The sequence below is a fragment of the Arabiibacter massiliensis genome (assembly GCF_902386925.1).
GTDB lineage: Bacteria > Actinomycetota > Coriobacteriia > Coriobacteriales > Eggerthellaceae > Arabiibacter > Arabiibacter massiliensis.
Map to the genome: position 1 here is coordinate 1,517,325 of NZ_LR698996.1, position 25,671 is coordinate 1,542,995.

Genomic DNA, 25,671 nt, shown 5'->3' on the forward strand with positions numbered 1-25,671 from the left:
GTGGGCGCGGGCGGGGGCTCCGTGAAGGCCGCCTTCCTGGTCGACTTCGCCGTGGTGAAGCGCAGGACGGCGAAGTACCTGGCCATCCTGGCGGTGATAACCGTCGTGTGCATGGCCGTCATGGGGCCCCTGCCGTGGATCACCCTCTATACCGGGCTGCTCGTCCCCCTCATGGCCATGCAGATACTCCTGATGAACGACGAGCGTAACGGCTGGCAGGGGTTTCGCCTGGCCATGCCCTTCACGCGACGCGACGCGGTGCTCGGCCGCTACGCGGTGCTGGCCGCGATGTCGGCGGCGGGCGTAGCCGTGGGCGTGGCGGGGTGCCTGGTGGCCGAGGCGTGCGTGCTCTGGGCACCCGCGCTCACCGCGGCCATGCGCTACCCGTACCTGTTCGACGGATCGATAATGGCGCTGTCCATCGCCGCGTCCCTGTTCATCCCGCTCGTGATGGCGGGCGTGTCGCTGCCCCTGGCCATGCGCCTGGGGTACACGCGGACGGTGCAGTTCGTGCCGGTGCTGTTCATGATGGTGTTCCCGCTGGCACCCGTCCTCCTGCGCCCGGGAAGCGGCTTCGACGCGAGCGCGTTCATGGCGTTCGCCACCACGCCCGAAGGCGCCGTCGTGGTAACGGCCGGGCTGCTGGTTGTGGCGTGCGCCCTCTACGCCGCCTCCGCCTGGCTCACCTACCGCCTGTGCCGGAAGCGGGGCTTCTGACGGGTGGCCGTCCCGTCCCTTTGTCACGCCTTTGTCACGCCCGCTCCCTACTTCATCTTCACGAGGTCCTCCAGGGAGACGCCGTCCACGTAGTCCTCGATGGTCTTGTCCAGGCCGTGCCAGAACGTGCGCGCGACGCACTCGTCGCTGCGCGGGCACGCGGAGGCGTCGTCCACGCACGACACCGGCGCGCAGCTTCCCTCCGTGGCGCGCAGGACGTCGCCCGCCGTGATCTCCCCCGCCGGCCGCGCCAGCAGGTAGCCCCCGCTCACGCCGCGGATGCTCTTGAGCACGCCCGCCTTCACGAGGGCCGCGCCCAGCTGCTCGAGGTACTTCACCGACAGGCCCTCCTGCTCGGCGACCTGCCGCATCGTCACGAGGGCGCCGCCTTCGCCCTGCTTCGCGACGTCGATGGCGAGCCGCAACGCGTAGCGGCCCCGCGTGGAAATCATCATGACGCACCGTCCTCTCGCCTTCGTGCACGGCACCGGGTCCCGGCCCTTTTGGCGCTGGGCCCCGCGCGCGTGCGCTTGTCTCAGTATACCGCAGCTGCCGCGCGATCAAGTTCGCAGCTCCTTGCAGGAATGTAAGGCTGTGGCAAGCGGTCGGTAAGGCAGCGTTAAGGAGCGTCTGGTTTACTGGCAAGTACGGAAAAACCGCGAGCCGACCGCAGCAAAGGAGGAGCCCATGGCAAAAGCGAGGCATCGCACGACCAGGGAGACCGTCGCCCTCTTTATCGGAGGGGCGTTCGTCATGGTCCTCATCCTGGTCGCGGTGATCGCCGCCTTCTTCGTCGCACGCGGATTCAACCTGTATCAGGAGGCGCTTGAACGGACGAGCCTCGACGACATGGCGGCGAGCATCCGGCAGGAGAAGGGCTTCACGCCCATCGACGAGCTGCCCGATCTGTACCTGCAGGCGGTCATCGCCGTGGAGGACCACCGCTTCTACGCGCACCCCGGCTTCGACATCATCGCCACGGGGCGCGCCCTCGTGAACGACCTCAAGGCCGGTGCCATCGTGGAGGGCGGCAGCACCATCACCCAGCAGCTGGCGAAGAACCAATACTTCACGCAGGAACAGACCGTCGAGCGCAAGGTGGCCGAGGTGTTCATGGCCTTCACGATGGAGCAGCACTTCTCGAAGCGCGAGATCCTGGAGCTGTACGTGAACTCCATCTACTTCGGCGACGGGTTCACCGGCATCGGCCCGGCGAGCGAGGGCTACTTCGACAAGCGCCCCGCCGAGCTCACCGACGACGAGTGCACCCTGCTGGCCGGCATCCCGAACGCCCCGAGCGCCTACGCGCTGGGCGAGAACCTCGATCTGGCCCGCAGACGCCAGGAGCACGTGCTGGAGAAGATGATGCGCTACGACTACCTGAGCTCCCGCGAGGTTGCCGTCATCCTGGCAGCCTAGGCAAACGCAATGGCAACCGAGAGGCTCTCTGTTAAACCAAGATTGACATATCGCAGGTCAGCGTGCGCTTTGTCATCCTGAGCGAGCGCAGCGAGTCGAAGGATCCCGTGCGGTGCCAACAGGGAGCGTCACGGCTGGCGCCGCGGGGGGATCCTTCGACTCGCTTCGCTCGCTCAGGATGACAAGGGGGGATGACGGGATTCTGGAATCGAGGGGATGGCAGGCCGTGCATGCGGGGGGCTTTGGTAGGATAGCCGGCATGGAACAGCGCACGCATAAGCGCCTGCGAAGGCGCACCGTCCCTCCCGCCCCGCCGTCCCCCGCGCTCATCGTGGGCGCACTCGCCGCGGCGGCGCTCATCATCCTCGCCGCCGGCCTGATGCTCGGGCGCTGCGACGCGCCTGCGACAAGCGCGCCTACCGCGCCCTACGCGAGCCCCTACGACTGGGAGGCGGGCCTGGAGCGCGACGGCGACCGCCTGGCCTACTACGAGGACGGGACCCTGCGCTCCCAGCTGGGCGTGGACGTGTCCGACCATCAGGGGTACATCGACTGGCAGGCCGTGGCCGCAGACGGCGTCGACTTCGTCTTCGTGCGCATCGGCAACCGCGGCTACACCGAGGGCGCGCTCTACGCCGACGCGCGCGGCACCGAGAACATCGACGGCGCGACGGCGGCCGGGCTCGACGTGGGCGCGTACTTCTTCTCGCAGGCCACGAGCGAGGAGGAGGCCGCCGAAGAGGCCGAGTTCGCGCTCAAGCTGCTGGACGGCCGCGCCCTCGCGCTGCCCGTCGCGTACGACCACGAGCCCGTGTCCGACGCGGCCGGCCGCGCGAACGGCATCGACCGCGAGACGCTCACGGCCTGCGCCCTCGCGTTCTGCGAGCGCTTCGAAGCCGCCGGCTACGCCACCGCCGTCTATGGCAACAAGGGCGACATGGCCCGCTACGACCGCGCGGCGCTCGGCGACCGCCCCGTGTGGTTCGCGGAGTACGATGCGGAGCAGCCCACCGCGCAGTTCGACTTCGCCGTATGGCAGTACACCAACGCCGGATCCGTGGCGGGCATCTCCGCGAGCGTCGACCTCAACCTGCTGCTGCTTGGCGAGAAGGCCGGCGCATGATACACTGGGCGGCGCATTTCCGCTCGATCCTGCAAGGAGCTCTGATCTCGATGGCCGGTCGCCGCTGCCGCTAGTTCGCCGCAACGTGTAGTTTCCCCTTTCAGCACACGTTCCATCTGGAATAGGTGGCGCAACCGCGTTCGCTACCGCATGCTGGAAGCCGCCAACCAGCCATCTCATCGAGGAGTCTTCCATGACCGAATCAACCGCGCCTCTGAGCGCCGCCGGCCTGCCGCTGCCCAAGCGCTGGCTCGCCATCATCGTCACCATCTGGGCCGGCCAGGCCGTTTCCATGGTCACCAGCTACGCCGCCGGATTCGCCGCCGTGTGGTACGTCACCGAGACCACCGGCAGCGCGCTCATGCTGTCCGCCGCCACCATCTGCGCGTACCTGCCCCAGGGGCTGCTCTCCCCCTTCGGCGGCGTGGTGGCCGACAAGTACAACCGCAAAGCCGTCATGATAGCGGCCGACCTGGGAATAGGCCTGGTGTCGCTCGCACTGGGCATCATCATCCTCATGGGGCACGTGACATTCGGCCTCATCCTGGTGATGGTGGTGGTGCGCAGCATCGGGCAGGCGTTCCACGGGCCCGCCATGATGGCCGCCATGCCGCTGCTCGTGCCCGAGAAGCACCTGCTGCGCATCAACACGCTCGACCAGCTGCTCATGTCGGTGGCTTCCATCGCCGCGCCGGCGTTCGGCATCTTCCTGTACACCACCATCGGCTTCCATGCGGTCATGTTCCTGGACTTCTTCGGGGCGCTCATGGCCGTGGGCGGCCTGGCGCTGGCCAAGATTCCCACCATGCACGACACCTCCACCGACGACCAGCACGTGCTGGCGAACCTGCGCGACGGATGGCGGGCGCTTGCCGCCACGCGCGGGCTCGTGGTGCTGCTGGCCGGCATCACCGTGGGGATGATCGCGTTCGCGCCGCTCAGCGCGGTGTTCCCGCTCATGACCTACGACCACTTCAACGGCGACGGCTACGCGGCGTCCATCGTGGAAGCCACCTGGGGCATCGGCATGATCGCAGGCTCGGGCGTGCTTATGGCATGGGGCGGCGGAAAGCGCCTGGCCGGACTCATGGCGGTGGCGCTGCTCATCGTGGGAGCCACCACCACGGCGTGCGGGCTGCTCGCGCCCGACATGTTCCCCGCGTTCGCCGTGCTGTGCGCCGTCATGGCCATGGCGTGCGCCTGGTTCAACGGGCCGTTCATCACGCTCATCCAGAAGAACGTGGCGCCCGAGAAGAACGGTCGCGCGCTCGGATTCGCCATGGCGGCGTTCGGGCTGGCCTCCCCGGTGGGCATCGCTCTGGGCGGCGTACTGGCCGAGGCCATCGGCATCGCGCCGTTCTTCGTGGTGGACGGCCTTGCGTGCCTGGCGCTGGGCGCTGTGCTCTACCTGCCGAAGAGCGTGCGCGCCCTCGACCGATGACACGACGAAGGGCCCGGCCTCGCGCGCTCACGCCGCGCCCGGCCGGGCCCTTCGCAGAGAAGATCAGGAAAAAGCCTACGGCTTCATGCCCGAGCCGCCCTGCACGATGATGGTGTCGCCGGTCACGAACGACGCGTCGTCGCTGGCCAGGAACACGCACACGCGTCCCACGTCCTTCTCCGCGTCGCCGAAGCGGCCCAGCGGGATGCCCTTGATGTTCTTCTCGTACATCTCGGGGTTGTTATCGCGCCACTCCTCGAGGATCTTCGTCATGACGAGCGGGCACACGATGTTGACGTTGATGTCGTCCTCGCCCCACTCGGAGGCGGCCACGCGGCTCATGCCGCGGATGCCCTCTTTCGCAGCGGCGTAGGAGCTCTGCCCCGGGTTGCCGCCGATGCCGGCGCCGGAGGCGAAGTTGATCACCGAGCCCGCCGTCTTCTTGAGGTAGGGGTAGCAGTGCTTCATGTAGAAGAACGTCGCGTACAGGCCCGAGCGCACGGCCAGGTCGAAGTCCTCCTCGGTGTGCTCGATGAGGGTGAGGCCCGAGGCCGAGGCCTGCGCGTTGTTGATCAGCACGTCGATCTGCCCGCCGAAGTGCGCGGCGCCCGCGTCGACGGCTTCCTTCACCTCGGACTCGACCGATCCGTTGGCCAGGTAGGTGAACACCTCGGCGCCGAACTCGCGCTCGAGCTCCTCCTTAGCCTCGGCCATGCCGCCGGGGAACAGGTCGGTGAGGATGAACTTCGTGCCCTCGGCCGCGAACGCCCGCTCGATGCCGCGCGCGATGCCGCCGCCGCCGCCGGTGATCAACACCACTTTGCCTTTCAAACCTCTGTCCATGCCGTCTCCTTCGCTCGTTTGAAGCCAACAGTCCCTGCATAGCGCCGCTTTGGGCGCCTGGTCAGCGCACTTTGCAGCCGCGCGAGCCGCACCGGATGGAAGCGGCCCCTGGCATGTATGGTATCGTGGCGCGCCCGATGCCCGGCGGCTCGCCTCCGAGGGAGACGGCCCCCGTTCGGCAAGCGGCTGCCCTCCATCAAACGCACAACGTTAGCGGCGCGATTCCCGCGACGAGCGGGAGCGGGGCGGGACTCAACCGACGGACGAAGGAGCCGCGCGCGCCCGCGAGCCACCCTGCCGCTGTGGCATCATAGGGGTGGAATCATCGCATCGACGGGAAGCGGCCTCATGAGAATTCGGAATCGCACGGCATCCATCGCGTTCAAGTGCCTCATCGTCGTCGTGGGCGGCCTGGCCCTGCTCGAGCAGCTGGGGTTGTTCGCGGGCGCGTTCAAGCCGCGGTTCTTCTTCTACTTCACGAACCTGAGCAACGTGGCGGCCGTGGCATACTTCGCAGCCGCCCTCGTGCACCTCGCGCGCAACCGCGGCGACGACGCGGTGTGGGCGCCCGCGTTCAAGTACGCCGCCATGATGGCCGTCACCGTCACGTGGCTGGTGGCGCACTTCCTGCTGGGCGGCGGGCTCATCATGCCCGATGGAACGTTCAGCTTCTCGGTGCTGGCGCTGCATTACCTCGTGCCCATCGCCTGCATCCTCGACTGGCTGCTGTTCGACGAGAAGGGCCGCATGAGCCTGGCGGGGCCCCTCGTGTGGATGGCGTTTCCGCTGGCGTATCTGGCCTACGCGCTCGGCATGGTGGGGCTGCTCGGCGTGAACATGGGGCCGAAGGCCGGGTCGCGCTACCCCTACCCCTTCATCGACGTGGACGCGAACGGCGTGGGAGGCGTGGCCGTGACCGTCGTCGCACTGGTGGCGGCGTTCATCGCGCTGGGGTACGCGTACGTGGCCCTCGACCGCCTGCTCGCCCGCGTGGGCAGGAAGCGCACATTGTCATCCTGAGCGAAGCGAACGCAGTGAGCGCTCCCTCCTGTCATCCCGAGCGAGCGAAGCGAGTCGAGAGGGAGGCGAGCGGATCGTTCGGTTTTTCGGCCCCTCCGATGCACGGTTTTCGCCGCTCTGAAGCCCGGCCGGGCAATATGGCGGGAGCTCGCCTTCCGCGACCAGGGGAAACGTATCCGAGTCGCGCCGCCCGGCACGCGTGCGAGCCTCTGGACCCCCGAAAACCCTTCAGAGCGGCGAAAACTGTGCACGAGAGCGGGTGAAAACCCGAAGAGGGTCCGGCCGACCCCGGGACCTGTTCACATCGGAAAGGGCACCCCCTGGGATTATGCGCCATAAGTGGAGTCAGAACCTCCGATTCTCTGCCGCCGAAGACGCGACGCTCCCTGCTGTCGCCGCGCGGGATCCTTCGACTCGCTTCGCTCGCTCAGGATGACAGGGGGGGCGCTTCGCCCGCTCAGAATGACAGGGGGGCACGTCGCTCGCTCAGGATGACAAAAGGGGGGGCTTCACCCGCTCAGAGTAGGCCGGGATGCGCGGCTATGGCCTGGTCGGCGCGGTCGCAGGTGATCAGGCCGTCGTCCACGAGTCCGTCGATCCAGGCGCGGTAGCACTCCCCCGGCGTGCGGCCCTCGGCGTTGAGCGCCGCAGGATCGGCGCCGTGCGCGAGCAGCGCATCGATGGCCCCGTCGACCTCTCCCAGCACCCGTTCGGCCGTATCTTCGGTCATGCCGAAGAGCGACGCCCCGCCGCACACCAGGTGGAGCGGATGGCTGCCCTCGAGGTCGCGCAGCGACGACGCGTTCGGGTCGGCGCCCGCCTCCAGCAGCACCTCGATCATGCGCGCCGAGCGGAAATCGGGGCCCGCGGCGCGCACGAGGGCGTACTCGGCGGCGTAGGGCTCGCCCTTCAGCGTGTACGACGGCAGCGGCTCGTTCACGTCGATGGGCATGCCGCGCGCCCCCGCCACCTCCAGCACCAGCTGGGCGCAGGCGGCGTCGTCGTAGGTTATGGCCGCCTCCAGCAACGAGGGCAGCGACTCGTCGCCCTCGGCGGGGAATTCGAACGCATGCGCGTCGAAGCAGCCCTGCAGCGCCTCGGGGTCATGCTGCGAGACGGCCCGGGTGAAGTCGGGGAATTCGTCGCCCTCCACATCGGTGGCCAGCGGGATCACCCACGCCACGGCGAACCACACGAGCACGGGGATGCTGATGGCGTAGAGCACGATGGGGATGGCGAGGAGTCCCTTGAGCTTCTTTCCCTGCTCGTGACGGGACTTTGTACGGCAGGCGAACACGATGCTCACCGCCGTGGCGGCGATGAAGGCCGCGAGCGCGATGGCCACCGCGCCCAGGATGACGAACGCGAGCGCGCCCATCACCGAGAGCATCACCATCACCGATATCCCGCCCATGGCGCCCCTTCCCCCGAAGCCGCTCCCTTTGTCATCTGAGCGAGCGTAGCCGCCCCTTTTGTCATCCTGAGCGGAGCGGCGAAGCCGCGTAGTCGAAGGATCCCGTGCGGCGTCAGCCGTGACGCTCCCTGCTGGCGCCGCGGGGGATCCTTCGACTTCGCGCACTTCGTTCGCTCCGCTCAGGATGACAACCGGAGGCTGCGCTCGCTCAGACAATCGGAATTTTATCACAGGCCGGACGCCCCGGACGAACGCGTCGTCCGGGGCGGTATCTCATACGCGGCAAGGCCCGTCGCGCTCTAGCGGGGGCGGCGCCTCCACCGCAGCCAGCTGGCCGCGGCCACCACGGCCGCCAGCAGGGCCACGGCCGCAAGCCCCGTCACCGGCACGCCGTCGCCCGTGATGGGCGTGGGCGGCTTGGGCGTGGGCGTCGGCGTGGGCGTGGGCTTGGGCTTCGGCGGCACCGGCGGCGCAGGCTTCACGCCCTCGCCGGTGAGCGCCACGGGCGCGGCGTCGGCGCCGTCGGCCCCGATCCACAGCACCCCGCCGTACGTCTTCACCTCGGTGGGGTCGAACGTCACGAGCAGCTCGCCGCCCGCGCGCGGATCCCATCCTTCGGCCGGCACCACGGTGAAGCCCGCCGGCACGTCAAACGCGAGGTCGGCCGAAAGCCCCGAGGCCTGCACATGCACGCGCTGACCGGCAGACTTCGTGCCCACCTCCTGCTTGCCGAACGCCAGCAGCTCGGGCGCCGCCTTGACGCCCGCCTCGCGGCCCTCGCCGGTAAGCGCCACAGGCGCGGCATCGGCGCCGTCGGATTCGATCCACATGACCTCGCCGTAGGACTTGGCCTCCGTCGGGTCGAACGTCACCCGCAGCTCGCCGCCCGTGCGCGCGTCCCAGCCCTCAGCCGGCGTCACGGTGAAGCCCGCCGGAGCCGAGAAGGCGAGGTCGCCTTCAAGCCCCGACGCCTCGACGTGCACGCGCTTCTCGACGCTCTTCGTGGCCACCGGCTGCGAGCCGAACGCCAGCAGGCCCTCGCTCACCTTCACCGCCAGATCGCGGCCTTCGCCGGTGAGCGCCACCGACGCGGCGTCGGCGCCGTCGGATTCGATCCACATGACCGCGCCGTAGGCTTTGGCTTCCAGCGGATCGAACGTGATGCGCAGCTCGCCGCCCGTACGCGGATCCCAACCCTCGGCCGGCACCACGGTGAAGCCCTCCGGCTCTTCGAAGGACATATCGGACGTCAGCCCCGAAGCCTGCACGCGCACGCGCTGCTCGGCGCTCTTGGAGGCCACCGGCTGAAAGCCGAATGCCAGAAGATCCGGCGAGGCCACGATGCCCTGCTCCCGGCCCTCGCCGGTGAGCACCACCGACGCGGCGTCGGCCCCGTCGGACTCGATCGACAGGACGGCCCCGTACTCCTTGACCTCCGTCGGGTCGAACGTCACGCGCAGCTCGCCGCCCGTGCGGGCGTCCCAGCCCTCGGCCGGCACCACGGTGAAGCCGTCGGGCACGTCGAGGGCCAGATCGGACGTGAGCCCGCTCGCGACCACCCGCACGCGCTGCTCGGCGCTCTTGGTGCCCACGGGCTGCCCGCCGAACGCGAGCGCCGGCGGCGTGGCCTTCACGGCCGTCTCGCGCCCCTCGCCCGCGAGCACGACCGGCGCGGCATCGGCCCCGTCGGCCCCGATCCACATCACGGCCCCGTAGTCCTTCGCCTCGGTCGGGTCGAACGTCACCCGCAGCTCGCCGCCCTCGCGGGCGTCCCAGCCCTCGGCGGGAACCACGGTGAAGCCCGCGGGCGCCTCGAAGGAGAGGTCGGCCGCGAGCCCCGCGGCCTTCACAAGAATGCGCTGCTCGTCGCTCTTGGTGCCCACCGGCTGGAAGCCGAAGGAGAGCTTCGTGGGCGATGCCGTTATCTCGGAGGTCTTCCCCGTGCCCGAAAGCGCCACCGGCGCGCCGTCGGCCCCGTCGGCGTTGATCCACAGCACCTCGCTGTAGGCCTTCGCCTCGGTCGGGTCGAACGTCACGCGCAGCTCGCCGCCCGTACGGGTGTCCCAGCCCTCGGCCGGAACCACGGTGAAGCCCTGCGGAACGTCGAAGGCCATGTCGCCCGCGAGCCCCGAGGCGTCCACACGCACGAGCTGCTCGGCGCTCTTGGTGCCCACCACCTGGTCGTCGAACAAGAGCCGGTCGGGAACGGCCTTGATGGCCGACGTGCGGCCCTGGCCGGTAAGCGCCACGAACGCGGCGTCCGCGCCATCGGAGTCGATCCACAGCATGCCGCTGTACGCCTTGGCCGCAGTCGGGTCGAACGTCACGCGCAGGGTCCCGCCCGTGCGGACGTTCCAGCCCTCGGCCGGAGTCACGGTGAAGCCCTCCGGCGCGCCGAAGCTGAGGTCAGATGTGAGCCCGCTCGCCGCCACCTGCACGAGCTGCTCGGCGCTCTTGGTACCCACCGGCTGATCGCCGAAGGAGAGCCGGTCGGGCGTCGCCTTCACGGCCGACTCGCGGCCTTCGCCGGTGAGGGAGATCGGCATGCCGTCGGCGCCGTCGGCCTCCACCCACATGACCGCGCCGTAGCTCTTGGCCTCGGTCGGGTCGAACGTGATGCGCAGGGTGCCGCCCGTGAGCGGATCCCAGCCCTCGGCCGGGGTGACTGTGAAGCCATCGGGTGCCGTGAAGTTCATATCATGGTCGAGCCCGCTCGCGCTCACCTGCACCAGCTGCTCGGCGCTCTTCGTGCCCACCGGCTGGAAGCCGAAGGCCACCAGATCGGGCGACGCGGAAATGGCGGCCGCACGGCCCTCGCCTGCAAGCTGCACGAGCGCCCCATCGGCGCCGTCGGCCTCGATGCGCATGACGGCACGGTAGGCCTTGGCCTCGGTGGGGTCGAACGTCACGCGCAGCGTGCCGCCGGTGCGCGCGTCCCAGCCCTCGGCCGGCACCGCGGTGAAGCCCCGCGGCACGTCGAAGGAGAGGTCGTCCGTGAGCCCCGAGGCGTCAACCTTCACTAGCTGCTCGGCGCTCTTCGTGCCCACGGCCTGGCCGCCGAACGACAGGCTCCCGGGCACGGCCTTCACCGCCGCGTCGCGTCCCTCGCCCGTGAGGGTGAGCGGCACGCCGTCGGCGCCGTCGGCCTCTATCCACATGACCGACCCGTAGCTCTTGGCCTCGGTCGGGTCGAACGTGATGCGCAGGGTGCCGCCCTCGCGCGCGCTCCACCCGTCGGCAGGAGTCACCGTGAAGCCGTCCGGCGCCGTGAAGGCGAGATCGGACGTGAGCCCGCTCGCCCGCACCTCCACCGTACGCTCGGCACTCTTGGTGCCCACCGGCTGGAAGCCGAAGGCCGCCAGATCGGGCGAGGTGACGATGGAAGCCGCGTATCCCTCGCCCGTGAGGGTGACCGGCGCGCCGTCGGCGCCGTCGGCCTCGATCCACATGGTCGCGCCGTAGCTCTTCGCCTCGGTCGGGTCGAACGTGATGCGCAGGGTTCCGCCCGTGCGCGCGTCCCATCCGTCGGCCGGAGCGACCGTGAAGCCGTCCGGCGCCGTGAAGCTCATATCATGGTCGAGTCCGCTCGCATTTACGCGCACGAGCCGCTCGGCGCTCTTCGTGCCCACAGCCTGGCTGCCGAAGGCCGCCAGATCGGGCGAGGCCGCGATGGACGAGGCGCTGCCCCGGCCCGTGAGCGAGACCTCGGCCGCGTCGGCGCCGGCGGCCTCGATGCGCAGCATGCCGCCGTAATTCTTCTCGTCGGTCGGATCGAACGTCACGCGCAGGGTGCCTCCCTCGCGCACGTCCCACCCGTCGGCCGGCACGGCCGTGAAGCCGTCCGGCGCGCTCAGCACCAGATCGGACGTGAGCCCGCTCGCCGTCACGCGCACGAGCTGCTCGGCGCTCTTGGTGCCCACGGCCTGGCTGCCGAAGGCGAGCCGACCGGGCTCGGCGCCTATCCTCGCAGCGCAGCCCTCGCCCACGAGGGCGACGCCGGCCGCATCGTTGCCGGAGCGCACCCACAGCACCTCGCCGTAGGTCTTCTCGTCGGTCGGATCGAACGTCACGCGCAGCGTGCCGCCGGTCTGGTCGTCCCATCCCTCGGCCGGCGTCACCGTGAAGCCCTGCGGAGCCTCGAGCACAAGATCGCTCGTCGTGTCGGAGGCCGTCACCCGCACCAGCTTCTCGGCGCTCTTGGTGCCCACCTGCTGGGCGTCGAACTCCAGCAGCGTGGGGCTCGCCACGATCGACGTCTCATGCCCCTGGCCCGTGAGGGTGACCGGAGCGCTGTCGGCGCCCTCGGCCTCTATCCACATGACCGCGCCGTAGGACTTCGACTCCGTCGGATCGAACGTCACGCGCAGGGTGCCGCCCGTGCGGTCGTTCCAGCCGTCAGCCGGATTCACCGTGAAGCCGTCGGGAGCCTGCCACTTGAGCTGCCCCGAAAGCCCCGAGGCGGACACATGCAGCGTCTGCTCGGCGCTGTGCTCGCCCACCGGCACGTAGCCGAAGGCCAGAAGCCCCGGATCGGCCGCGATGGCCTTCGCGCGGCCCTCGCCCGTGAGCGTGACCGGCGCGGCATCGGCCCCGTCGGCCTCCACCCACATGACCGCGCCGTAGCTCTTGGCCTCGGTCGGGGAGAACGTGATGCGCAGCGTGCCGCCCGTGCGATTATCCCATCCGGCATCGGGGGTGACGGTGAAGCCCGCAGGCGCCGTGTAAGCTAGATCGCCCGCCAGGCCGCTCGCCGCCACCTTCACCGTGCGCTCGACGCTCGCGGTGTTCACCGGCTGGTTCCCGAATGCCACAAGGCCCGGGTCCACCGCGATGGCCGATTCCCGGCCCTCGCCGGCGAGCGCCACGTCCACCGCGTCGCCGCCGTCGGCCGACAGGCGCAGCACGCCGCCGTAGGCCCTGGCCTCGGTCGGGTCGAACGTCACGCGCAGGGTGCCGCCCACGCGGGCATCCCAGCCCTCGGCCGGAGTGACCGTGAAGCCCTCCGGCGCATCGAAGGCGAGATCGCCCGTGAGCCCCGAGGCCGTAACCTTCACGAGCTGCTCGGCGCTCTTGGTGCCTACCGGCTGCTTGCCGAAGCGCAGGCTCGTCGGGCTCGCCGCGATGCTCGGCACCTCGCCCTCGCCCGTAAGGGTGACCGGCACGCCGTCGGCGCCGTCGGCCTCTATCCACATGACCGCGCCGTAGGCCTTGGCCTCGGTGGGGTCGAACGTGATGCGCAGGGTGCCGCCCGCGCGGGCGTCCCAGCCGTCGGCCGGAACGACCGTGAAGCCATCCGGCGCGGCGAAGCTCAGATCATGGCCGAGTCCGCTCGCGCTCACGCGCACGAGCCGCTCGGCGCTCTTGGTTCCCACGGCCTGGCTGCCGAAGGCCACCAGGTCCGGATCGGCCGAGATGGCGGCCGCACGGCCTTCGCCCGAGAGCGCGACCGAGGCGCCGTCGGTGCCGTCGGCCTCGATGCGCATGACGGCGCGGTAGGCCTTGGCCACAGTCGGGTCGAACGTCACGCGCAGCGTGCCGCCGGTGCGGGCGTTCCACCCCTCGGCCGGCACCGCGGTGAAGCCCTGCGGCACGTCGAGGGCGAGGTCGCCCGCAAGCCCCGAGGCATCCACGCGCACCAGCTGCTCGGCGCTCTTCGTTCCCACGGCCTGTCCGCCGAACGACAGGCTTCCGGGCACGGCCTTCACCGCCGCGTCGCGCCCCTCGCCCGTGAGGGTGACCGGCACGCCGTCGGCGCCGTCGGCCTCTATCCACATGACGGCCCCGTAGCTCTTGGCCTCGGTCGGGTCGAACGTGATGCGCAGGGTTCCGCCCTCGCGCGCGCTCCACCCTGCGGCCGGCACGACCGTGAAGCCGTCCGGCGCCGTGAAGGCGAGGTCGGACGTGAGCCCGCTCGCGCTCACCTGCACCAGCTGCTCGGCGCTCTTGGTGCCCACCGGCTGGAAGCCGAAGGCCGCCAGGCCGGGCGTGGCCGCGATGGACGAGGCGCTGCCCCGGCCCGTGAGCGCCACCTCGGCCGCGTCGGCGCCGCCAGCCTCGATGCGCAGGACGCCGCCATAGTTCGTCTCGTCGGTCGGATCGAACGTCACGCGCAGCTCGCCGCCCTCGCGCGCATCCCACCCGTCGGCCGGAACGACCGTGAAGCCGTCCGGCGCGCTTACCGCCAGGTCGTCCGTCAGGCCGCTCGCATCCACCTGCACCAGTCGCTCGGCGCTCTTGGTGCCCACGGCCTGGCTGCCGAAGGCGAGCCTGTCGGGCGTGGCAGCCACCTTCGCCGCGCAGCCCTCGCCCACAAGGGCGATGCCGGCCGCGTCGGCGCCGCCGGCCTTCACCCACAGGACCGCGGCGTAGGTCTTCTCGTCGGTCGGATCGAACGTGATGCGCAGGGTGCCGCCGGTCTGGTCGCTCCATCCGCCGGCCTTCGTCACCGTGAAGCCCTGCGGAACGTCGCCGAGCGAAAGATCGCTCGTCGCGTCGGTCGCCGTCACGCGCACGAGCTTCTCAGCGCTCTTCGTGCCCACCTGCTGAGGGTCGAACTCCAGCAGCTTCGGATCCACGGTCACCGAGGAGCGATGTCCCTGGCCCGTGAGCGTGACCGGCACGGAATCGGCGCCGTTAGCCTCGATCCACATGACGGCTCCGTAGCTCTTGGCTTCGGTGGGGTCGAACGTCACGCGCAGGGTCCCGCCCGTGCGCGCGCCCCAGCCGTCGGCCGGATTCACCGTGAAGCCGTCGGGCGCATGATAGGTCAAGTCGCCCGAGAGGCCCGCAGCCGACACCCGCAGCGTCTGCTCGGCGCTATGGTCGTCCACCGGCACGTAGCCGAAGGCCAGAAGCCCCGGATCGGCGGCGATGGCGGCGTCGACGCCCTCGCCCGTGAGGGCGACCGGCGCGGCGTCGGCCCCCTCGGCCTCTATCCACATCACGGCGCTGTAGCTCTGGGCCGCCGTGGGGTCGAAGGTGATGCGCAGGGTGCCGCCCGTGAGCGCGCTCCACCCGTCGGCCTCCGTCACCGTGAAGCCGTCGGGCACGTTGTAAGTCATATTCTGGTCGAGCCCGCTCGCCCGCACCTCCACCAGCTGCTCGGCGCTCTTGGTGCCCACCGGCTGCTTGCCGAAGGCCACGCGGCCCGGATCAACCGCGATGGCGGCGCTGCGGCCCACGCCCGTGAGCGTTACCGCAGCTCCGTCGGCACCGTCGGCCGACAGGCGCAGCACGCCGCCGTAGGCCTTGGCCTCGGTGGGGTCGAACGTCACGCGCAGGGTGCCGCCCGTGAGCGCGCTCCACCCCTCGGCCGGAACGACCGTGAAGCCTTCCGGCACGGCGTAGGCCATGCCGCCCGTGAGCCCCGTGGCCGTCACCTGCACCAGCTGCTCGGCGCTCTTGGTGGCCACGGCCTGGTTGCCGAAGTCCACCAGGCTCGGCGTCGCCGCTATGGACACCGAGCGCCCCTCGCCGGCCAGGGCCACCGCGGCCCCGTCGGCACCGTCGGCGCTCACCAGCAGATCGCCGGTGTAGGCCTTCGCCTCGATCGGGTCGAACGTCACGCGCAGGGTGCCGCCCGTGCGCGCGTCCCAGCCGTCGGCCTCCATCACCGTGAAGCCGTCCGGCACGTCGATGCGCAGGTCGGACGCGAGCCCGCTCGCGCTCACGCGCACGAGCTGCTCGGCGCTCTTGGTGGCCACGGCCTGCCCCCCGAAGTCCAAGCGGCCCGGGCTCACGGCGATGGCCGTGGTCAGGCCCGTACCCGTAAGCGTCACGCTCGCGGCGTCGCCGCCGTCGGCCTCGATGAGCAGCACGCCGCCGTAGACCTTGGCTTCGGTCGGGTCGAACGTCACCCGCAGCTCGCCGCCGGCACGCGCGTCCCAGCCCTCGGCGGGCACGACCGTGAAGCCGCCCGGCGCCGTATACGACAGGTCGCCCGTGAGGCCCGAGGCCGTCACGCGCACGCGCTGCTCGGCGCTCTTGGTGGCCACCGGCTGCTTGCCGAAGGCCAGGCGGCCCGGGCTCGCCGCGATGCTCGGCGCCTCGCCCTTGCCGGTGAGCGCCACCTGCGCCGCATCGGCCCCGTCGGCGTCGATGCTCAGCACGCCGCCGTAATTCCTCGCCTCGGTCGGGTCGAACGTCACGCGCAGGGTTCCGCCCGTGCGCGCGCTCCACCCGTCGGCCGGCACGACCGTGAAGCCGTCCGGCGCAGCGACGACCATGTCCGCGTCGAGCCCCTCGGCCTTCACCTCCACCAGCTGCTCGGCGCTCTTCGTTCCCACGATCTGCCGCCCGAAGTCGAGCTTACCGGGCATCGCCGCGATAGCGGCCGTGCGGCCCGTGCCCGAAAGGGCCACCGCGGCCCCGTCGGCGCCGTCGGCGCTCACCAGCAGATCGGCGGCGTACGCGCGCGCCTCAGTCGGATTGAACGTCACGCGCAGCTCGCCGCCCGTGCGGTCGTTCCAGCCCTCGGCAGGCACCGCCGTGAAGCCGGCCGGCGCCGTGACCTCGAGGTCGCCCGTCAGGCCCGAGGCCGTCACGCGCACGCGCTGCTCGGCGCTCATGGTGCCCACGGCCTGGTTGCCGAAGTCCAGATGGTCGGGCGTCGCCCGCACCATCGCCTCGCGCCCCTCGCCCGCGAGCGCGACCAGGGCGGCCGCGCCTCCGGCCTCGATGCGCAGCATACCGCCGTAGGCCTTGGCCTCGGTCGGATCGAACGTGACGCGCAACTCGCCGCCCGTGCGGGGGTTCCACCCCTCGGCCGGCACGACCGTGAAGCCGTCAGGCGCCGTCGCCGTCATATCCGCGCCAAGCCCGCTCGCGCTCACGCGCACGCGCTGCTCGGCGCTCTTGGCGCCCACCGGCTGCGGCCCGAAGGCCAGCTTGCCCGGGTCGGCCTTGATGCTGGCCGAAACCCCCTCGCCGGCAAGCGCCACGGACGCGGCCGCTCCGCCGGAATCGGGGGCGCCAATCTGCAGCATGCCGCCGTACGTCGTCGCCCGATCGGGCGCGAACGTCACGCGCAGCGTGCCGCCTGTGCGCGGGTTCCACCCCGCCGCGGGCTCCGCCTTGAAGCCGTCAGGCACGTTCCAGGTCAAATCGCCGCCCAAGCTGGAGGCGCTCACCTCCACCAGCTTCGCCGCGCTCGCCGATCCCACGGGCTGGCCGCCGAAGTCCAGCTTCTCGGGCGTCGCCTTGATGATCGACTGCCGCCCCTGACCCGTCAGAAACGCGGTGGACCAGCTACCCTGGCTGCCCACCTCGAGCTCTTCGTAATAGGACTTGGCCTCGGTCGGCGCGAACCTCGCGATCAGGTCGCCGCCGGTCCGGGCGTTCCAGTTGAGAGCCTTCGTCACCTTGAAGCCCGCAGGCACGGCTATCTCGAGGTCGGCCTGGGCGTTGTACGCGGACACGTGGATGCGCTGCTCGGCGCTTTCGGTGCCCACGGGCTGGCTGCCGAATTCGTTGAAGACCGGCAGTATGACGATGGTCGGCATGCTTCCCGTGCCCTCGAGCGCGATCGGCGTCGCCTTCGTAGTGCCGGAGACGATGGAAAGCACGCCGTCGTACATCTTCTCGCTCGCGGGGCTGAACGTCACGCGCAGATCGCCGCCCGTGCGCGGGTTCCAGTTGTCGGCGGGCTTGATCTCGAAACCCTCCGGCGTCTCGAAGGTCATGTCGTTCGAGAGGCCGACGGCCTTCACCGTCACGCGCTTCTCGGCGCTCTTCGTGTTCACCGTCTGGTGGCCGAAATCCAAGCGATGGGGCGCGACCTCGATCTTCGCCGTCACGCCCTCTCCCGTGAGCGCCACCGGCGCGGCGTCGGCACCGTCAGCGCCAATCCACAGCACGTCGGCATAGCTTTTGACCTCAGCGGGCGCGAACGTCACGTACAGCTGGCCGCCGCTTCGCGGATTCCAGTCGTCGCCCGGCACCACTTTGAAGCCCTCGGGCGCCTCGAACGCGATGTTCGAGTCAAGGCCCGACGCCGCCACCGTTATGGTGAGCGTCTCGCTCTCGGTGCCCACGCCCTGCATGCCGAACGCCAGAAGCCCGGGGTCGGCAGCCACGGCCACCTCGCGGCCCTCGCCTGCGAGCGCCACCATCGTGGCGTCGGCGCCGTCGGCCTCCACCGTGAGCATCTCGCCGTAGGGCTTGGCCTGCACAGGATCGAACGTCACGCGCAGGGTGCCTCCCTCGCGCGCGTCCCACCCATCGGCGGGAACCACGGTGAATCCCTCGGGCGCGCTGACCTCGAGGTCGCTCTCCAACCCGGAGGCCTTCACCTGCACGCGCTGCTCGGCGCTCTTCGTGGCCACCGGCTGGAGGCCGAATGACAGGCGCTTCGCCGACACGTCCACCGTCGTCTCGCGCCCTTCGCCCGTCAGCGTCACGGGCGCCACGACGGCACCCGATGTTCCCTCGGCCTTCAGCCACAGCATGCCGCCGTAACTCTTGGCCTCGAGGGGGTCGAACGTGACGCGCAAGATCCCGCCCGTGCGCGGGTTCCAGCCCTCGGCGGGAACCACGGTGAAGCCGTCGGGCGCCTCGATGGCCATATCGCTCTTGAGGCCCGAAGCCGCCACCTTCACGCGCTGCTCGGCGCTCTTCGTGGCCACGGCCTGGTAGCCGAAGGCCAGAAGCCCCGGATCGGCCACGATAACCGAAGCGCGCCCCTCGCCCGTGAGCACCACGGGCACGTCGGGGGCGCCTTCCGAGCGCAGCCACAGCACCCCGCCGTAGCTCTTGTTCTCGGTGGGATCGAACGTCACGCGCAGCTCGCCGCCGAAAAGCCCGCTCCACCCTTCGGCGGGCGTCACGGTGAAGCCCTCGGGGGCCTCGATGGTCATATCGGCCGTAAGCTCGCTGGCGCTCACGCGCAGGCGCTGCTCGGCGCTCTTGGCGTTCACCGGCTGCACGCCGAAGGCCAGAAGCCCCGGATCGGCCGCTATGAGGGGGTTGGGCGGGGCCGCCACGCGCGTATGCCGCGCGTTCGCGCCGTCCACCTGGTAGTATCCGGATGGCTCGTTATACACCGCAGGCTTCAGCTCCTCGCCGTCGCGCTCGACGGCGCCTTCTGCCTTCACGCCGTTCTCCAGCACGAGGCCGCTGGAGTGGAACGTCCGCACGCCGCCCGTATTGCCCTTCGCATCGACGATGCCGCCGCGAACGGTGCCCTTGATGAGGGCGCTCAGGCCCACCGACAGGTCGCCGGGGCCGCCCTCGAGCAAGAGGTGTCCGCCGTTCACCGTCAGCGCCCCCAGGGAGAAGAGGCCGGTCGACGTGCCGCCGTCCGAGGCTTCGCCGCCCGAGGCGATGAGCGACCCCGAGCCGCCGATGGTCAGGCTGCCCTCCGCGTACACGCCGTAGGTTGCCGCGGCGTCCTTCGCCGTGCTCTTGAAGGCGCTCACGGACTCGGGCGCCAAGACGATGGCGGCGTCATCGGCGGCGCTCACGGTCAGGGCCGTCTCGCCCCACGTCTCGAACTGCACCCCTTTGAGCGTGAGCGTGTGCCCAGCTGCGCTCCACGTCACGCCCTTGCCCGGGTACTCCTGGGTTTTGAGCGAGTCGGTGTACAGCGACCATTCCGCGCCCACGCCGCCGAAGTACAGGCCTGCGGCAGCCAGGTTGTTCTCGAACTCGACGAAGCGGGCCGGCGTCTTGCCTACCAGATAGCACCCCTCGCTCCACGTCACGTCCTTCGCGTTGGAACCGTAGCGGTCCACCGATCCCGTCACCGTGAGGTTGGGGTGCGCCGGCTCCTCGTTGGCGTGCACGCCGGCCGTGTCGCCGATGGCGGTGACGTCGTTGGCCGTGACCGTGAGCAAGGGCGCGTCGATGCCGTAGCGGTTGCCGCGCGTCCACGACCCGCCGGCAGTAACCAAAAGCGAGCCCTCGCCCGCTATGGTAAGGGGTCCGTCCGATTGCAGGGCGGCCGCGGTGTCGTTGCTCATGTCCATCCACGCGTCGCCTCTGATGGTGTTCTTAGTGCCGGGCTGCAGGGTGATGGCAGCATCGGGATCGGGCGACACCGAGAGCCCCACCAAGCCGTCGGTCTGGTAGGTGAAGTTGTTCAGCTTGAGGTTCTTGCCCTCCACGCTCCACGTGGTACCCTCGCCATCGTACTTGCTGGTGCGCGAGGGGTTGGCGAACAGCGACCACGGGTTGCCGGGCACGTTGCCCTCGGGCCCGAAGTACAGCGCGCCCCGCGGGTCGAACTGCGAGAACCGCACGTAGCGGGCGTCGATTCCATCGGCGAGGTAGCGGCCGTCCTTCCACACGGCCTCCTTGAGCTGCCCGCCGCTCTTATCCGCGCTGCCCCACACCAGCGTGTTGTGCGCGGGCTCGGAGGACGCCGACACGCCGGCCGTCCTGCCCGAGGCGATGAGAAGGGTGTCGACCACCTTGAGCTGGTCGGCCTTCACGCCAAAGGACTCTCCCCCAAGGCCCGGGGAGCCGCCCGTGGCGTTGAGGGCGCCCCTCCCGCTGATCTCCAGCGGACCCCAGGCATGGATGCCGTAGGATTCCTCCCCTTCGTTGGCCGTGCTCTTGAGGGTATTCGTCGAGCCGACCGCCGCCGCCACGGTGGCATCGTCGTCGTTCTTCACCTCGAGCGCCGTGTTGTGACTCGTGGTGAGGTTGAAGTTCTCCAGCACGAGCATAGTGCCGTACACCGCCCATGCGTCGCGTTGGCCCGCGTACTCGATGGCGTAGTGCGGGTCGGTGAACAGCGACCACTTATTGAACTGCGAGTCGTCGCGCGGCCCGAAGTACAGCGGCGTGTCATGGGAGGTGATGCGCACGTACGGGCAGGGATTGCCGTTTATGACGATCGCGTGGGTGTACTGGTCCCATCGGGGAGTCTCCAGCTGCGAGTCGCGGGAGTCGCCTCCCAGTATGTCCACGTTGTCCTTGAACGGGGTCGTCTCGGTGTTCACCCAGAAGGCGCCCCGGCCCGAGGAGGTGCCCTCGAAGGAGCCCTTCTCGTAGGACAGGCTCCCGGCCCGCAAGCCGTTGCCCGCGAACTTGCCTTCGATGGAGACCGACAGCGAGCCGCCGGCGAACGTCGTCTTGCCGCTGCTCACCACACCGTGCATCAGCTGGCGGTCCCGTCCCCCCTTTGCCGTGACCTTCAGCATGCCGCCCTTGAGCACGAGGTTCTTGCCGTCCCCCCTGCCCGCCACGCTCACGGCCGCGTTGTAATCATCATCAGCGCGGTAATCATCGTCATAGCTGCCCGGATCGTCCTGGGCGCTCGCAGTGCCCTCGCCGGCTGCATCGGTGCCGTCGAGTCGGGTCTCCGCCTTCACTTCCAGCACCGCGCGATCATCGCCCTCGATGGTCAGGCCGTCGGGGGCTTCGATGGCGTGGGTAGGAAAGTCGCTCACCGAGTTGCGGCACTCGATGGTGCTCGTACCCTCCTTCAGGCGGATCGTCGCATTGCCCTGGATGACGAGCGCGGTGGTCTGCTGCGAGGTGTATTCGAAGTTGGACAGTACGAGCGCATTGCCGTCAACGCTCCAGCCGCTACCGGTGTAGGGATGCTTGCGCTCGGCATCGGTGTAGAGCGACCAGACGCCCTCGATGCTTCCGAAGTAGAGGGGACCGGTGGGCCCGGGCGTATGCTCCGTGACGTTTACGACCTGCGCGCGATAGCCGTTCACCATGTAGCATTTGGTCCTCGCGTTGTAGGAGGCCTCCTGCATGGCCTCCTCTTTGTCGCGGTGGACATGCCCCCTCACGATGAGGTTGCGGAACTCCGATTCCTCGTTCGAATAGAAGCCCGCCGTGTTGCCCAGCGCTTCGACCCCGCCGCCGCCTACCAGCTGGTACTTGTTAACGCGGAAGCCGTATGACGAGCCGCCCTCAGCCTGTTGCGCCTCGGCGCGCAGGTAGCCGCCGGTCTGCAGGATGTTATGAGCCTCGATGCCGATGGAGTCGCCCTCCATCGACGTGGGGGCCGCAAACGCCTCGAGGGTCGCGTTGCCCGAGAAGGTAAAATCGGATTCTGCCTTGATGCCCCGCTTCTGCCCTGGGCCCGCGCCCACGCTCGCCACTACGCTGTTGAACGAGCCGACGGTGGCTCCGTCGTAGAGGTAGAGCGCGGTGTTGGCGGTGGTGTAGTAGCTGAAATACGACAGTTCGAGCGTTTTGCCGTTCGCCTTCCAGTTCTTGCCGTCGTAGGGCTTCGTGCACTGCGCATCGGTAAAAAGCGACCATTCATTGTCGGGATTGCGGTTTAACGGACCGAAATACAGCGTGTCGGATGCCGTATCGCCTATCCTCAGCCGTCGCGCGTACGCATCTTGCGCCAGGTAGCGCATATGCTCCGGGCTGTATATGGCGTGTATGAAATCATCGCTGCCAAGCTCCTTGGTACCGACGGTCTGCTGATAGGGGATATCGGGCGCGACTTCCGCGTACACGGCCCCCGAACGGCCCTGCGCGTAGATCTTCGACCTCTCTACCTTCAGAAGCCCGCCCTTGCCCTGCGCCGTCTTGCTCACGTGCAGTCCGAAGCCGAGCATCGCTTGGCCCTGCTCGGCGGCATCGCGCGCGTCCACCGTACTGCGGGAGACGGTGAGCCCCGTCGCTTGGATGCCGTAGCCGGTGCCGTGCTCGGAGGAGCGCGCTCCGAGCGCCTCGACGTTCGCGTTGCGCAGCGTCAGCTCGCCTGCGGCAATGCCCGAACTCTTCCGCCTTGTGAGATTCCCCGCCGTGCCGACGGCCTTGAGCGTGGCGCCCTCGCTTCCCGTGATGACGAGGGGCGCGGTCGCCTTGATGGCAGCTGCATCCTCCCTGTCGGCGGGACCGCTGGCCGCGAGGGCGTTCTGCCCCTCGAAGGCTATCTCGGCCGGCGCGTCGTACACGCTCAGGGCCGTGGTGCCCTCGGTCCGGTACGTGAAGCCGTTGAGGCGAAGCGTGTTGCCCCGGGCGCTCCACCGCGCGCTTGCGGGGTACTCGCTCGCGTACGCCGCGTCGGTGTAGAGTGTCCAGTCGCCCTCCGGGTGCGCTCGGTCCTTCGGCGCGAAGTAGAGAGGGCCTTCGGGCACGAGGGAGCTGATATAGGTTTCCCTGTTCGTCCCGCCCTCGCCTTCGTAAGCACGTAAGCTTTTGTTGAAGTGCGCCTCCGTGAGGTCGCCGCTCGTGCGGTCGGCGCGGCCTTGCGCCTTCACGAGCGACGTCGGGCCGAACGCCCTGCCTGTCTGCATGCTCGACGAGTCGCCCGTCGCATGCAGGGTGCCGTCGGAGATATCGCCGCCAACCGCCGACCTCACGCCGACGCAGATGTCGCCTGACGACGCACCGCCGTGCCACGCTTGGGCGTGCACCGTCGCGCCGCCCTCGACATCGATCGCCTCGGCGCGGATACCTGTCGAAGCCGTACCCTGACCGACCGTCCGCGACGACGCCTCGAGGCTGCCGGGGCCATCGAAGACCAGCCGGTTCTCCAGCCCGGCGTCGATGGCCGTGGTAGCATCGTCGGTAGAGCGCTCGACGGCAATCAGGTTCTGAGTGCCCTCCGCGAGCGCAATGACCACCTTGCCGCTGGGCGAGGCGGTATCGCTCCACACCTCCAGGGCCACCTCGTCGCTTGAGAGGTAGGTGAAGCCTTTGAGCCTCAGCTCGGGCGTGCCGTCGGTACGCTTGCCCACGCTCCAGCGGTTTCGGTTGCCGTCGTATGTTTGCGTAAGCTCCTTGTTCACGAACAGGCCCCAGTCGTTGGAGGCGTCCTTCCTTTCAGGTCCGAAGTAGAGGCGCGAGGCGCTCTTGGGACCGGTTTCGATGTGGCGCGCGGCTTTGCCGTTCACCTGAAAGTACGTGCTCGACCGGTCGTGCTGCGCCACGGCCAGCTCGTCGCCCGCCACATCTTCGCGGCCCAGCACGGCCACTTCGTCGTTTTCCGTCTTGAGCGTATCGCGCACGCTCAAGCCCGCCGTACCTCCTTCGGCTATGAACCCGCGGGGGACCGTGACGTTGCGAGCCTTGATGCCAAGCGATGTGCCACCGTCGCCTCCGCGCGCGATGACGGTCTGATTGTTGATGCGCTCGACGACCACTTCGTCCGCCTCGATGCCCGCAGTCGTACCAGATGACAGCGCGTTGCCGCCCTGCGCGGTGAACACTGCGTCGCCCCAGGCCCGAATGGTCACCCGATGGTCGCTGCGGATGCCCGCAGTTCGGCTGGCGCCCTCCGCAACGCTCATCAAGCTGTTGACGGTATCGGGAAAGACGGTGATGAGGCAGTCGTCTTCGAGGCATTCCAGTGCGACGGGCGCCGTGGTGACGAAATTGAGGTTGCTCAGATAGAGGTTCCCGTAGTTGTCGTGGCCCCAGCATTTCCTCGGCGGGTTGTAGGGCACCGTGAGGTTGCGGTCGCAGTACAGGCCGATCTTGCCGTTCACCCTGCCCATGTAGAGCGAGTGGTTCGCGATAGGTGACGAGACGATGTTCACGTGCTTGGCGAGTTCGCTCGTGCTGGCCATCAAGTACATGTTCCCGGAATACTTCAAGCGCTGATCGGCCTCGCCGTCGCGGTTGGGGTTGCCCAAGGGAATCGAGCTGCCCGCAATTTTGGGTTCACGGCTGATCTCGATGCCTTCGCTTCCGCGCGCATCCAGCTCGGCGGGGGCCGTGTAGGCCGAGCGCATCTCCAGCGTTTGGCACCTGAAGCCGTAGCCGCCGGAGCCGTCTTCGGCATGCAGGGTGGCGCTGTCCAAAACGACGGAGTGGAGAACCTCGACGCCCGTCTTGGAGCCGGTTCCCGCCCTGCCTCCCTGCGCCCACACCTCGGACTGCGTCACGGTAAGGGAATCCGCGTACAGGCCGACGCAATCCCGCGGCACGCCGTCGGCGGCCGGCCCCCCCGAGGTTCCCGCCGACAGCCGCAGCGTGCCCTCGCCCACGATGGCAAGGTCCTTCTCGACGCGGAGGGCGGCGCTGTGATCCTCGAAGGAGGCATCCTGGGGGTCGAGGGTGATGCTGTTCGTGCTGCCCGATGCCAGCTCGATGCGCGCGCCCTTCGAGAAGAAATTGGCGAGCAGGCCGATGCCGCACTTCACGGCCGTATAGTGGAAGCCGTTCAGCTTGAGCGTGGTGCCGGACACCTCCCAGGTGCCGGGCTGCCCGGTGTAGGGGGTCTTGCACGCCCAGTCGATGAACAGCGACCACTCGTTGCCCTCTTCGTTGTTGCGCGGGCCGAAGTAGAGCGTGCCGGTGTAGGTTGAGGGGTCGACGTCGGCGTTCTCGGCCTCGGAGTCGGCGTCGGGGGCGGGCGATGCGGCGAGCAGGGCGGGGTCATCGCCCGCGGGCGGCTCGGCGTGCTCGTCGGCCGTCGCGGGATCCTGGCCGGGATCGAGGGCGTCGTCGCTCGGCGCTTCGGGCGCGTTGGGATCGACGGGATCGACGGGATCCTGGACGGCGCCATCGTCCGGAGCCTCGGGGTCTGCCGGCTCCACTGAAATCGAGGGACCGGGATCCTCGCCCTCCGCGGGCGGGGCGGTAACCTGCGGAGCGTCGTTCGCGCCCGCATCCTGCTCCTGGGCTGCCGTAGCCAGCGAGCCTATCTCGGCGAACGCCTGCGACGGCACCGCCAGCGACACGGCCAGAACAAACGCGAGCAGAGATTTCCCCAGCTTGGTTCGGCGCGACTTCATATCAGGCCCCCCCCTCTTATGCGAGTGCAGCCCT

At 69.4% G+C, this 25,671-nt stretch carries 9 protein-coding genes; 5 read left to right on the forward strand and 4 right to left on the reverse strand.

The features are described 5' to 3' along the window. Window positions 1–717: an ABC-2 transporter permease gene (locus FX134_RS06645; protein ID WP_080799421.1), complete on the forward strand. Its 717-nt coding sequence runs from the start codon at window positions 1–3 to the stop codon at window positions 715–717. A gap of 47 nt (window positions 718–764) precedes the next feature. Here the strand turns inward: FX134_RS06645 and FX134_RS06650 are convergent, their stop codons facing one another. Beyond that, window positions 765–1,172, reverse strand: a complete 408-nt coding sequence (locus tag FX134_RS06650) for an RrF2 family transcriptional regulator (protein WP_080799423.1) — start codon at window positions 1,170–1,172, stop codon at window positions 765–767. A gap of 232 nt (window positions 1,173–1,404) precedes the next feature. Between FX134_RS06650 and FX134_RS06655 the strand changes: the two genes are divergently transcribed. From FX134_RS06655 to FX134_RS06665, 3 genes are all read left to right on the forward strand, one after another. Beyond that, complete coding sequence (locus FX134_RS06655; RefSeq protein WP_080799425.1) at window positions 1,405–2,136, forward strand: transglycosylase domain-containing protein; 732 nt, start codon at window positions 1,405–1,407, stop codon at window positions 2,134–2,136. 259 nt (window positions 2,137–2,395) lie between these two features. Beyond that, the gene (locus FX134_RS06660) at window positions 2,396–3,259 is read left to right on the forward strand and encodes a GH25 family lysozyme (protein WP_232050863.1); all 864 of its coding nucleotides are present in this window, start codon (window positions 2,396–2,398) and stop codon (window positions 3,257–3,259) included. Between the two features lie 193 nt (window positions 3,260–3,452). Then, window positions 3,453–4,700: an MFS transporter gene (locus FX134_RS06665; protein ID WP_080799428.1), complete on the forward strand. Its 1,248-nt coding sequence runs from the start codon at window positions 3,453–3,455 to the stop codon at window positions 4,698–4,700. Window positions 4,701–4,775: 75 nt separating this feature from the next. Here FX134_RS06665 and FX134_RS06670 read toward each other — a convergent pair whose 3' ends face one another. After that, window positions 4,776–5,543, reverse strand: coding sequence for an SDR family NAD(P)-dependent oxidoreductase (locus FX134_RS06670; RefSeq protein WP_080799431.1), 768 nt, complete (start codon window positions 5,541–5,543; stop codon window positions 4,776–4,778). 348 nt (window positions 5,544–5,891) lie between these two features. Here FX134_RS06670 and FX134_RS06675 point away from each other — a divergent pair, with 348 nt between their 5' ends. Further along, entirely contained in the window at window positions 5,892–6,563 is a 672-nt protein-coding gene (locus FX134_RS06675; protein WP_080799434.1) for a Pr6Pr family membrane protein, read from the forward strand. A gap of 517 nt (window positions 6,564–7,080) precedes the next feature. Here the strand turns inward: FX134_RS06675 and FX134_RS06680 are convergent. Both FX134_RS06680 and FX134_RS06685 read right to left on the reverse strand, forming a co-directional pair. Continuing rightward, window positions 7,081–7,977 carry a hypothetical protein gene (locus FX134_RS06680; protein ID WP_080799437.1) on the reverse strand — a complete coding sequence of 299 codons (897 nt, stop codon included), beginning with the start codon at window positions 7,975–7,977 and terminating at the stop codon, window positions 7,081–7,083. Between the two features lie 299 nt (window positions 7,978–8,276). Further along, window positions 8,277–25,637: a choice-of-anchor D domain-containing protein gene (locus FX134_RS06685; RefSeq protein WP_080799439.1), complete on the reverse strand. Its 17,361-nt coding sequence runs from the start codon at window positions 25,635–25,637 to the stop codon at window positions 8,277–8,279. Between the last annotated feature and the right edge of the window lie 34 nt (window positions 25,638–25,671).

Excerpts from the sequence above, each read along its gene's own strand:
- FX134_RS06650 (WP_080799423.1), bottom strand. The coding sequence starts at position 1,172 with ATGATGATTTCCACGCGGGGCCGCTACGCGTTGCGGCTCGCCATCGAC.
- FX134_RS06655 (WP_080799425.1), top strand. The coding sequence starts at position 1,405 with ATGGCAAAAGCGAGGCATCGCACGACCAGGGAGACCGTCGCCCTCTTT.
- FX134_RS06660 (WP_232050863.1), top strand. The coding sequence starts at position 2,396 with ATGGAACAGCGCACGCATAAGCGCCTGCGAAGGCGCACCGTCCCTCCC.
- FX134_RS06665 (WP_080799428.1), top strand. The coding sequence starts at position 3,453 with ATGACCGAATCAACCGCGCCTCTGAGCGCCGCCGGCCTGCCGCTGCCC.
- FX134_RS06670 (WP_080799431.1), bottom strand. The coding sequence starts at position 5,543 with ATGGACAGAGGTTTGAAAGGCAAAGTGGTGTTGATCACCGGCGGCGGC.
- FX134_RS06675 (WP_080799434.1), top strand. The coding sequence starts at position 5,892 with ATGAGAATTCGGAATCGCACGGCATCCATCGCGTTCAAGTGCCTCATC.
- FX134_RS06680 (WP_080799437.1), bottom strand. The coding sequence starts at position 7,977 with ATGGGCGGGATATCGGTGATGGTGATGCTCTCGGTGATGGGCGCGCTC.
- FX134_RS06685 (WP_080799439.1), bottom strand. The coding sequence starts at position 25,637 with ATGAAGTCGCGCCGAACCAAGCTGGGGAAATCTCTGCTCGCGTTTGTT.